Genomic DNA, 11,150 nt, shown 5'->3' with positions numbered 1-11,150 from the left:
CTCGCACGCGCTAACGTTCCCCTTTTCGAGAGCGTTCGCGTTCGAATACACCCCCAAGCCATTGCACAACGCCGAAGCTTGGTTTTGGTTGCCGCCGCGCAGTTCTTTCTGTCAGCGACCCAGACTTATACCGCCGCCCGCGATCCCATCAGGACCGGATTTGCCGCTTGATGGCCGCAGGGATCGCCTTGCCATACGGCGGCTTGATCCCGGCGAGCTTGGCGACGTCGATCCGCGGCTGCCGCAGCACCGCCTTCGCGTGGCTGAAGGTACGAAAGCCGTGGATGCCGTGATAGCTGCCCATGCCCGACGGCCCGACGCCGCCGAACGGCAGATCCTCCATCGACACGTGGAAGACCACGTCGTTCAGCGTCACCCCGCCCGAGATCGTCCGGTCGAGCACCTGCCGCTGTTCGGCGGCGTCCTCGCTGAAATGATAGAGGCCCAACGGCCGTCCCCCGCGGTTGATCCGGTCGATCGCGGCGTCGATCCCGTCGTACCGGACGATCGGTAGCACCGGGCCGAAAATTTCCTCCTGCATCAGGATCATGTCGTCGGTGACGTCCCGAACGATGTGCAGCGGCATCTTGCGCCCGTTGGCGGTCGCGATGGCCTCGTTCGCCGGATTGACGACCTCGACGCGCGCGCCCTTGGCGCGGGCATCGTCGATCCAGTCGGTCAGGCGCTGGTGATGCCGGTCGTTGATGATCGCGGTGTAATCGGGATTGTCGAGCAGGGTGGGATACATCGCACCCGCCGCGCGCGTCAGGCCGTCGACGACCGCCTGCTCCTGCGCTTCGGGCACCAGCACATAATCGGGCGCGAGGCAGATTTGCCCGGCGTTCAGCATCTTGCCCATCGCGATCCGCTCGGTGGCGCGGGGCAGGTCGGCGCCCTTGCCGATGATCGCCGGGCTCTTGCCGCCCAGTTCCAGCGTCACCGGCGTCAGATTATCGGCTGCGGCGTGCAGGATGTGTCGACCGATCCCGGTCGCACCGGTGAACAGCAGGTGATCGAACGGCAGCGCGGCAAAGGCTTGGCCGACGTCGGCACCGCCGCTGACGAACGCCAGCTCGTCGGTCGCGAAATAGCGCGGCGCCACCTCTTCGAACAGCGCGGCGGTGGCGGGCGTGAACTCGCTGGTCTTCACCATCACCCGGTTGCCCGCGGCAAAGGCGCCCGCGATCGGCCCCATCACCAGATTGACCGGGAAATTCCACGGCGCGATGACGCCGACGACGCCCTTGGGCTGATATTCGATCCAGCCCCGCGCGCCCAACAGGCCCAGCGGGAATTCCAGCTTGCGCTTCTCGCGGCGCATCCAGCGATCGACGTGTTTCAGCGCATAGGCGATCGGCGCGATCGAGCCGGCGATGTCGGTGATCATCGATTGATAGGGGCTGCGATGGCCGAAATCCTCGCTCATCGCCGAGCAGAATCGGTCGCCATGATCGCGGATCATCGCGGCCGCGCGGCGCAGCCGGTCCTTGCGGGTCGCGGCATCGACCGGCAGCTCCGCGGTGAAGGCGCTGCGCTGCGCCGCGAGAATATCCGTCAGCGTCATGCCGCGCATCCGATCAGGCCGGCGACCGGCACCACGACGCCGTCGGCACCGGGGCGATCGATCTGCAACGCTCCGCTCGGCACGCGGGCGCCCGCGGTCAGCCCCTCCTGCTGCACCACGTCCATCGTCAGCCGCGCGCTCATCCCCTCACCCCGGTATTCGGTGCTCGCCGCAAACCCCAGCGGCGCCGTGCCGCTGACCGCGCCGCGTGCCAGATCGATGGTCTTGCCCCCGACCGACACCCGCAGCGTCGCACGGTCCACGCTCGCCATGGCGACCAATTGGCGATCGGCGGTGCTCCACAGATAGGCCGCGCATCCCTTGGCGGGCAGCGACTGCTGGCCGATCGGCCCCAGCAGGGGCGACGCCGCGGACACGATGGGCGGAACGGCCGGCGCGGCCGTCTGGAGCGCGAGGGCGAGCAACGGTGCGATCATCATGCCGCAAATGCTATCATGGCGAGCCACGCTGCGTAAGCTGCGATAGCGAGCAGCGCACCGAACGGCAGCGGCATATCCGCCGTGACCTTCGCGCCCCTCACCCGGGCAAATAGGGCGACACCGAGGCCAATCAGGCTCGCGATCACGAGCACCGCCGGCAGCATGCGCCAGCCAAGCCACAGGCCGATCGCGCCCATCAGCTTCGGATCGCCTCCGCCCATCCCGTCGCGCCCGCGCCAGCGGCGATAACCCCAGGCGATCGCGGCGAGCGAACCATAGCCCGCAATGCCGCCGATCAGCCGCGCGTCCAGTACCGGCGCCACGCCCGCCAAGCCTGCGGCAAGACCCGTGACGGCGAGCAGTCCGGTCAGCCGATCGGGCAACCAGAAGGCGCGCACGTCGAGCGCCGCGAGTGCCAGCAGCAGCCAGCCGAACACGGCGCCGGCCATGCCGTCCCACCCCGGCGCGGCGAACCCCGCCAGCACGCCGATCGCCACCCCCGCCAGCTCCACGCCCGGGTGCCACGGATCGATCCGCGCCCCGCATCGCCGGCAGCGGCCCCGCTGCACGACATAGCTCACCACCGGCACCAGCTCATGCGGGGTCAGCGTCGCCCCGCAGGCGTCGCAGGCGGAGCGCCCCCGCATCACCGAGCGCCCCTCCGGCCAGCGGATCGCAAGCGCAGCGATGAAACTGCCCAGGATCGCGCCTAGAACGCCCAGCCCAAGCGGCCACAGGGCCAAGGTCACGTCAATTCTCCGCAGTCTCCGGACTGCGGATGAGGTAGCGGTAGACCCCGAGCAGATCGATGCCGAGCAGCACGACATTCTGCGATCCCAGCGCCCAGTCGCGCATCAGCACCGCGCCGGTGATCCACGCGATCGCCGACAGGCAGAACAGTGCCATCGCCCAGCCTGTATCGCGCCGCCCCCAATCGAGGGCCACGACGGCCGCGGCAATCATCCCGCTGATCGACGCAAACCACCGTAAAGGCGCGATAAATTCTTCCACCCCGCCACAAAGCGCCGGGCGTTGTTTGTATCCGTGCGGCGATCATTGCCCCTGGTCCTCCCACCCTTTAGATCACCGGCCCAGTAGAAACGCAGGAGAGCCTATGTCCACCGATCCCGTCGTCATCCTCGGCTACGCCCGTACGCCGATGGGCTCGTTCCAGGGCGCACTGTCGGGCGCGACCGCCACGGAGCTGGGCGCGGCAGCGGTGAAGGCCGCCGTCGAGCGCGCAGGCGTATCTGCCGAGGCGGTCGAGCGCATCTATATGGGCTGCGTCCTGCCCGCCGGCCTCGGCCAGGCACCCGCCCGGCAGGCCGCGATCGGCGCGGGCCTTGGCACCCACGTCGAAGCGACGACGGTCAACAAGATGTGCGGTTCGGGCATGCAGGCCGCGATCATGGGGGCCGAAGCGCTCGCCGCCGGATCAGTCGACATGCTGGTCGCGGGTGGCATGGAGAGCATGACCAACGCCCCTTATCTGTCCAAGGCCCATCGCAGCGGCGCGCGGATCGGCCATGATCGCCTGCTCGATCACATGTATCTCGACGGCCTCGAGGATGCGTACGAACCCGGCAAGCTGATGGGCAATTTCGCCGAGGATACCGCGGCCGACTATCAGTTCACGCGGGCTGCGATGGACGATTATGCGATCCGGTCGCTCACCCGCGCGCAGGCCGCGCAGGCCTCTGGCGCATTCGACCGCGAGATCGTCCCCGTCGAGGTGAAGGGGCGCAAGGGCTCGACCACCGTCGCGCTCGACGAACAGCCCGCCAAGGGCGACATCGCCAAGATTCCGACGCTGAAGCCCGCCTTTTCGCGCGACGGCACGATCACCGCGGCCAACGCCTCGTCGATCTCGGACGGCGCCGCCGCGCTGGTGATGACCCGCGCCAGCGTCGCCGAGCGGCTGGGGCTGAACCCGATCGCGCGCATCGTATCGCATGCCGCGCACGCGCATGCGCCGGCCCTGTTCACCACCGCCCCCGTCTTTGCGATGCGCAAGGCAATGGAGCGCGCCGGCTGGGGCCGCGACGACATCGACCTGTTCGAGGTGAACGAGGCGTTCGCCGCCGTCTCGATGATCGCGATCCACGATCTCGGCATCGACCCCGAGCGGCTCAACATCCATGGCGGCGCCTGCGCGCTGGGCCACCCGATCGGCGCGAGCGGCGCGCGCATTCTCGCGACCTTGCTGTCGGCGCTGGAGACGACGGGCCAGAAGCGCGGCCTCGCATCGCTGTGCATCGGCGGTGGCGAAGCGACGGCGATGGCGGTGGAGCTGCTGTAAGGGCGACCGTCTCGGGCGGGGCACGCCAGGCGCTTGCCCCGCCCCTTCACCGCCGATCAGCAGGGCGCAGCATCGACCAGAAGCGCGGACCGTCGCGTCCGACGCGCCATTCGTCGATCACCGCAAACCCCACGCTCGCATAGAATCCCAGATTACGTTCGGTCGCGGTTTCCAGATAGCAGGGCGTTCGCCCCGCCGCCCGCTCCAACCCGGCCACTAGCGCGCGTCGACCGTAACCCCGGCCCTGCGCCGCGGGATCGCATCCGGCGATGTGCAGATACCAGAAGTCGCCCTGCGGCATATGCGCCTCTACCGCGCCGCTGACCTGCAAGGCGCGTGGTATGGCCGTCCCCAGGGCGCCCACGAAGGGTAGCAGATGGCGGACGATCTCGCCCCACCCCATGGCGGCCCGTCCCGGCCCGCGCCACAGCGTCGTCGCTTCGCCGCCCTCGCTCACCAGCCGCATCCCCGCAGCACCGTCGCTGTCATACAGCAGCCTGAACAGCCGCGGCAGCTGCCGCGCCCGCGTCGCCGGATCGGGAAAGATATATCCGAACGCCGGATCGTCCTGAAAGGCGCGCGCCAGCATGCCGGCAACCGCACTCCGATCGCGTCCCGTCGCAAGCCGCATGACGTCAGGGCACCACTGTCGTGAACAGATAGGCGGCGAAGATGACGAGGTGGACGACCCCCTGCAAGATCGTCGTCCGCCCGGTCCCCAATGAGATCGTCGTCACGAACAGCGACAGCGCCAGCAGCGTCATCGCCTTGGCGCCGATGCCGAGCGCCAGCGGCAACCCCAGCACCAGGCTGACGATCGCGACCGCCGGAATCGTCAGGCCGATCGTCGCCAGAGCCGATCCCAGCGCCAGGTTCAGGCTGGTCTGCAACCGGTCGCGCCGCGCCGCATTGAACGCCGCGAGGCTTTCGGGCGCCAGCACCAGTCCGGCGATCATCACGCCGACCACGGCGAGCGGCAGGCCCGCCGAGATCACCGCCTGTTCGATCTTCGCCGACAGCCCCTTGGCAAGCAACACGACGACGACCAGCGCGACGAGCAGGACGCCGAACGCCGCCCATGCGGTCTGGTCACTGGGCGGCGCGACATGCGCCTCCGGCTCGACATCGCCCGCGGGCAGGAAATAGTCGCGGTGCCGCACCGTCTGCACCAACACGAACGTGCCGTAGAGCACGAGGCTGACCACCGCGACGAAGATCAATTGCGAGGGGGCATAGGTCGGCCCCGCGGCGCTGGTGGTGTAATTGGGCAGGATCAGCGACAGGACGGTCAGCGCCGCCAGCGTCGCCAGCGCCGCGCTGATCCCGCGCAGCGTGAAGCGTTGCTCGCCGTGCATAACCCCGCCGGTCAGCAGGCACAGCCCGATGATGAAGGTCAGGATGATCATGATCGCGGCGAATACCGTGTCGCGCGCCAGGGCGGACACGTCGCCCGATCCCGACACCATCAGCGAGACGATCAGCGATACCTCGATCACCGTCACCGCGACCGCCAGCACCAACGTGCCGAAGGGTTCGCCAACGCGGTGCGCGACGACTTCGGCCTGATGCACCGCCGACACGACCGCTCCGATCAGGATCACCGCAGCGGCGATCAACCCGACCGTCCCCATGGCATACAGCGACACGAGCACCGCCGGCACGCCCACGATCGGAAACGCCAGCGACCACAGGGGCAAGCCCAGCCACCCCTTGCCACCCTGCGCCACCGTGCCGTCGTTCGCTGCTCCTGCCACGTCTGTCATCGCCTCCCGGATCGTTACGCAAAGCCAATGCTCCAACGCCACGAAAGCTCCCCATGACGAGCTTCTCGCGCGGAACGGCTTCACCTACCGCTGCTCTAGGTTGCACCTCGCGATCAGCGGCGTGGAGGGCGATACCCGCGCCTACAAGCGGCATCACCCCGGGCCCGAGGCAATCGCGCGCCCGACCCGCGTTATCGCGACAGGCTGCTCAACGCGGCAATGAAGGAGATCGGCCAGATCGCGATGCTGGCCACCGCTCTCAAATTCGCCAAGCCGCCGGGGAAAGCCTCACCGTGCCCGCGCGGCTCGCTCTTGCGCCGGCCGGTCGAAGGCCTGATCCCTGTAGCGTCCGTCCCTTTCTACCCAGTGTAGAAACAGATGTGCCGACCAACTGTTCGGGTTGGGATCCAGCCGCCCGTGGCGATGATGCGTGCCCTGGTAGAGAACCCCGTCGCCCGGCTGCATAGCTACCGACCCATGGGATTGATCGCCGAAGTCGTCGGCGACGACGGGTTGTGGCGCATCTGTCCGTTCGGTCGCCACCGACAATGCCCAGGGACGGTCGTCGCCATAAGCGATGGTGAGTGACAGGCTGTGTTCGCAGGCCTGACGATCGGAATGGACGCGGCACACGTCGCCCTGCTGATAGGCTCGGAAGTAGGCGTAGGTCGGCAGCAGTGGCCGACCCACCACCTCCGCAACGCGCGGGGTCAGCCCCCATAGGAACGTCAGCATCGGCGTATATTGCAATGCATAGACCTCGACCGCCGGCTGGCGGAGCAGGGGCCCGCGGGCGGTAAAGCTCTGCAGGGGACGTCCGGCCGCCTGAAGATCGCCCTGCATCATACGGTAAAAGGCGAGCAGCACCTCTGGCGGAAAAAGTGCAGGTAAAGCGACATAGCCATCGCGCTGGTAGGCAACCGAGAGGGAGGACATGGTATTGCTCGCAAGGGTTTAACCCATCCTATGCGAGTATACAGCCTTTCGCCAGCGGCGACGGTACATCACGATCATTTGCCCATAACGATCAGAAGCGCCGGGAACAGGTTCTGTAGGATGTGAACCGAGGCGACGATGGCCATGGCGCGCCAAGCGCCGTGGGGGCGCCAGGTGACGTAGAGCGTCGAGAAGATCAGGAACGGCCACCAGATCACCACGCCCCACCAGGGCGAGGACAGGCTATGCGCGATGCCCCATAGCAAGGCGCTGGCGACGACCGCGTGCCACGGCCGCAGGAAGCGGAGCAGCAGGCTGAGGACGCCGGCCATGATCAGCGTCTCCACCACGGGGCTGAACAGCGCGATCAGGAACAGCTTGGTGGCGCCCGAGACGTCGCCGAAGTCGGGGCCGCTATTGTCGGGCGCGATACGGGCGACGATCCAGCCGATCAATGTGCTGCCCGCGATCGTCAGCAGCCAGCCGACCAGGATCGCCAGCCACGGCCGTTCGTCACGGAAGAGGACGCGCGGCAGGATCGCGAGCGGCCCCGCACCGCCGCGCCAGCCGGGGCTCTGGGCCGGTGCCGTTTCGATCCGGGTTCCTACCACGCATTGCTCCTGTGTCGTCGGCGCCGGTTATGGCGGACGGGGCGTTAACGACGGGTTTGGGTGGCGGGTCCTTGGGGAGCATTCCCTTCTTCGTCACCCCGGACTGGTTCCGGGGTCCACCGAGCCGCAAGGGTGCCGATAGAGCCTCTGGCCTTCCCCTCGCCGCGGGGTGGACCCCGGACCAAGTCCGGGGTGACGGCGTGAGGGTGGCCGCCATAGCCAAGCTCGCAAATCCGAAACGAAAAAGGGCGCCGCTTTCGCGACGCCCCTTCCCTTACCGTCTTCAAATCTTACGCCGCCGCGCCGGCGCCGTCCTTCTTCTTTTCGGCATAGACGCGGATCGGTTCCTTGCGGCCCTCGATCACGTCCTTGTCGATCATCACCTCGTCGACGCCGTCCATGCCGGGCAGGTCGAACATCGTGTCGAGCAATATGCCCTCCAGGATCGACCGCAGGCCGCGAGCGCCGGTCTTGCGCTCGATGCCCTTCTTGGCGACTGCGACCAGCGCGTCGTCGGTGAAGCCCAGTTCCACCTGCTCCATCTCGAACAGCTTCTGGTATTGCTTGACCAGCGCGTTCTTCGGCTCTTTCAGGATCTTGACCAGCGCCTCGACATCGAGGTCTTCCAGCGTCGCGATCACCGGCAAACGGCCGACGAATTCGGGGATCAGGCCGAACTTAAGCAGATCTTCCGGCTCGGTCTGGCGCAGATACTCGCCAGTCCGCTTTTCCTCCGGCGCCGCGACATAGGCACCAAAGCCGATCGACTTGCCCTGCAAGCGGTCGCCGATGATCTTTTCCAGGCCACTGAACGCGCCGCCGCAGATGAACAGAATGTTCGTCGTGTCGACCTGGAGGAATTCCTGCTGCGGATGCTTGCGGCCACCCTGCGGCGGCACGCTGGCGGTCGTGCCTTCCATCAGCTTGAGCAACGCCTGCTGCACGCCCTCGCCCGACACGTCGCGCGTAATCGACGGGTTTTCGGCCTTGCGGCTGATCTTGTCGATTTCGTCGATATAGACGATGCCGCGCTGCGCCCGCTCGACGTTATAGTCGGACGCCTGAAGCAGCTTAAGGATGATGTTCTCGACGTCCTCGCCGACGTAGCCCGCCTCGGTCAGCGTCGTCGCATCCGCCATGGTGAACGGCACGTCGAGGATGCGCGCCAGCGTCTGCGCGAGCAGCGTCTTGCCGCAGCCGGTCGGGCCGACGAGCAGGATGTTCGATTTGGCGAGCTCGACGTCAGCGCCCTTCGCGCCGTGGTTCAGGCGCTTGTAGTGGTTGTGCACCGCGACCGACAGGACGCGCTTCGCCTGCTTCTGGCCGATGACGTAATCGTCGAGGACGTTGCAGATTTCCTGGGGCGTGGGGACGCCGCCGTCCTTCTTGCTGACGAGTGCCGACTTCGTCTCTTCACGGATGATGTCGTTGCACAGCTCGACGCACTCGTCGCAGATGAACACGGTCGGTCCCGCAATGAGCTTGCGCACCTCGTGCTGCGACTTGCCGCAGAACGAGCAATAGAGGGTGCTCTTCGAGTCGCCACCGCTCAATTTCGTCATTCACACTTCCTTGTCGCGGGGCTTTCCCCGCTGGTGAGGCCGGTCATGGTAGACCGGCCGGTACGCATATCACAACGTCGAAAAGTCACTAAAGTCACGCCCAGGCGTGTTCTCAGGCCGCTTGGGCGACGTCTTCGGCCGGGGTCGGACGCTTGTCGAACACCTCGTCGACCAGGCCGAACTCCTTGGCTTCATTGGCTTCCAGGAACGTGTCGCGGTCCATGCGACGCTCGATCTCCTCGAGCGGCTGGCCGGTGTACTGCGCGTACAGGTCGTTCATCCGCTTGCGGATGCGCAGGATTTCCTTGGCCTGGATTTCGATATCGCTGGCCATGCCCTGTGCGCCGCCCGACGGCTGGTGGATCATGATGCGCGCGTTGGTGAGCGCGACGCGCAAGCCCGGTTCGCCGCTGGCAAGCAGGAAGCTGCCCATCGACGCCGCCTGACCGATGCACACCGTGCCGACGCGCGGACGGATATACTGCATCGTGTCGTGGATCGCCATGCCCGCCGTGACGACGCCGCCCGGCGAGTTGATGTACATGAAGATGTCCTTCTTCGGGTTCTCGGACTCGAGGAAGAGCAGCTGCGCGGTGATCAGGCTGGCCATGCCGTCCTCGACACCGCCGGTGACGAAGATGATCCGCTCGCGCAGCAGGCGGCTGAAGATGTCGAACGAGCGTTCGCCGCGGTTCGACTGTTCGATCACGATCGGCACGAGGCCAGCCTGGGTCTGCTGCAAGCCAAGGCCTGCGCGCCCCAGATGGTTCGCGAAATCACCGGTCTCGAACGGATTGTGCATGAAAGTCTCTCTTATGCCCTTGAGGCCGCCAACATCGGCGCTCGCGCGGGGGAGTTCAAGCCCCGCTTTGGGGCGCCTTGTGTCCCAGATAGGCAAGCCGACGCACCTCACGCCGGCCGCGCACCACCGTATCGAGGATCAGCCCCGCAAAGCCGCACAGCGCGGCAATGATCATCAGCCCGGTGATGAGCACCGCGGTGGGGAAACGCGGCACCAGATGCGTGTGCATGTACGTAATCGCCAGCGGTACGCCGAGGACGACCGCCACCGCCGCGAACAGCGCGCCGATCGCGCCAAAGAACAGCAACGGCCGTTCGATCCGATAGAGCGTCAGAATGGTGTTGAGGATGCGGAAGCCGTCGCCATAGGTGCTGAGCTTCGACGCCGAGCCTTCGGGACGCGCGTAATAGGGCGTTTCGATCTCGGCACAGGGCATTTTGAGTTCGAGCGCGTGGACGCTGATCTCGGTCTCGATCTCGAAGCCCGACGACAGCGATGGGAAGCTTTTGACGAACCGACGCGAAAATACACGATAGCCGGACAGGATGTCGGTGAAGCTGCGCCCGAACAGGCGCGCCAACATGCCGGTGAGCAGCGCATTGCCGAAGCGATGGCCGCGGCGGTAGCTTTCCTGCACCTGGCTGACCCGGCTGCCGACGATCATGTCGCATTGCTCGGACAGCAGCCGCGCGACCAGCGCCGGCGCCGAGGCCGCGTCATAGGTCGCGTCGCCATCGGCCATCACATAGACGTCGGCATCGATGTCCGCGAACATCCGGCGGACGACGTTGCCCTTGCCCTGGATGCGTTCGGTGCGGACGACCGCGCCAGCCTCACGCGCAACGGCGATCGTCGCGTCGGTGGAATTGTTGTCGTAGACGTAGATGGTCGCATCCGGCAGCGCGGCGTGAAAGCCGGCCACCGTCTGTCCGATCGCGGCGGCCTCGTTGTAACAGGGCAGCAGGACTGCGATCGTCGGCTGCGTCACGATGCTCATGCCTCCACCTTCACGGAGCCGTATACCCAGATACTCGTCATCCCGGCGGACGCCGAGATCCATGGATACGGAACATCGGGAGCGGGTCCACCGCTAGCCGCGCGCGTCCATGGATCCCGGCGTTCGCCGGGATGACGAAGAAGGGAAGGAAGCCGCAGCCCCCTCCCCCGATCATG

12 protein-coding genes are annotated in these 11,150 nt (G+C 66.7%); 1 reads left to right on the top strand and 11 read right to left on the bottom strand.

The annotated features are described in order from the left end of the window. Positions 1-148: 148 nt before the first annotated feature. Genes GGR47_RS04310 through GGR47_RS04295 form a run of 4 tightly spaced genes read right to left on the bottom strand, consistent with a single transcriptional unit; the run spans position 149 to position 2,967 of the window. On the bottom strand, positions 149-1,564 hold the full coding sequence (locus GGR47_RS04310; RefSeq protein ID WP_147034956.1) for a coniferyl aldehyde dehydrogenase: 1,416 nt from the start codon (positions 1,562-1,564) through the stop codon (positions 149-151). Further along, a complete protein-coding gene (locus GGR47_RS04305; protein ID WP_147034955.1) occupies positions 1,561-2,004 on the bottom strand; it encodes a hypothetical protein in 444 nt (147 codons plus the stop codon). Before GGR47_RS04305 ends, GGR47_RS04310 begins: the two co-directional genes overlap by 4 nt. Continuing rightward, a complete protein-coding gene (locus GGR47_RS04300) occupies positions 2,001-2,753 on the bottom strand; it encodes a prepilin peptidase (protein ID WP_147034954.1) in 753 nt (250 codons plus the stop codon). The genes GGR47_RS04305 and GGR47_RS04300 overlap by 4 nt, the downstream gene beginning before the upstream one ends. 1 nt (position 2,754) lies before the next feature. Continuing rightward, complete coding sequence (locus GGR47_RS04295; protein ID WP_147034953.1) at positions 2,755-2,967, bottom strand: hypothetical protein; 213 nt, start codon at positions 2,965-2,967, stop codon at positions 2,755-2,757. Positions 2,968-3,118: 151 nt separating this feature from the next. On the opposite strand from GGR47_RS04295, the gene GGR47_RS04290 reads away from it, so the two are divergent. Further along, positions 3,119-4,303 carry a thiolase family protein gene (locus GGR47_RS04290; protein WP_147034952.1) on the top strand — a complete coding sequence of 395 codons (1,185 nt, stop codon included), beginning with the start codon at positions 3,119-3,121 and terminating at the stop codon, positions 4,301-4,303. A gap of 46 nt (positions 4,304-4,349) precedes the next feature. Here the strand turns inward: GGR47_RS04290 and GGR47_RS04285 are convergent, their stop codons facing one another. From GGR47_RS04285 to GGR47_RS04255, 7 genes are all read right to left on the bottom strand, one after another. After that, entirely contained in the window at positions 4,350-4,934 is a 585-nt protein-coding gene (locus GGR47_RS04285) for a GNAT family N-acetyltransferase (RefSeq protein WP_147035535.1), read from the bottom strand. A 4-nt stretch (positions 4,935-4,938) separates the two neighbouring features. Then, complete coding sequence (locus GGR47_RS04280; protein ID WP_043059941.1) at positions 4,939-6,066, bottom strand: calcium:cation antiporter; 1,128 nt, start codon at positions 6,064-6,066, stop codon at positions 4,939-4,941. A gap of 288 nt (positions 6,067-6,354) precedes the next feature. Next, positions 6,355-7,002: a hypothetical protein gene (locus GGR47_RS04275; protein WP_147035534.1), complete on the bottom strand. Its 648-nt coding sequence runs from the start codon at positions 7,000-7,002 to the stop codon at positions 6,355-6,357. Between the two features lie 74 nt (positions 7,003-7,076). Then, a complete protein-coding gene (locus GGR47_RS04270; protein WP_043059942.1) occupies positions 7,077-7,613 on the bottom strand; it encodes a hypothetical protein in 537 nt (178 codons plus the stop codon). Between the two features lie 290 nt (positions 7,614-7,903). Further along, complete coding sequence (gene clpX / locus GGR47_RS04265; protein ID WP_017978154.1) at positions 7,904-9,175, bottom strand: ATP-dependent Clp protease ATP-binding subunit ClpX; 1,272 nt, start codon at positions 9,173-9,175, stop codon at positions 7,904-7,906. A 112-nt stretch (positions 9,176-9,287) separates the two neighbouring features. Then, the gene (locus GGR47_RS04260) at positions 9,288-9,977 is read right to left on the bottom strand and encodes an ATP-dependent Clp protease proteolytic subunit (protein ID WP_147035533.1); all 690 of its coding nucleotides are present in this window, start codon (positions 9,975-9,977) and stop codon (positions 9,288-9,290) included. 55 nt (positions 9,978-10,032) lie between these two features. After that, positions 10,033-10,974, bottom strand: coding sequence for a glycosyltransferase family 2 protein (locus tag GGR47_RS04255; RefSeq protein ID WP_147035532.1), 942 nt, complete (start codon positions 10,972-10,974; stop codon positions 10,033-10,035). Positions 10,975-11,150 lie beyond the last annotated feature (176 nt).

Source organism: Sphingomonas aquatilis, from assembly GCF_014196115.1.
Lineage (GTDB): Bacteria > Pseudomonadota > Alphaproteobacteria > Sphingomonadales > Sphingomonadaceae > Sphingomonas > Sphingomonas aquatilis.
Note: the sequence above shows the minus strand (reverse complement) of the source record. Positions and strands in the feature narration are given on the sequence as shown.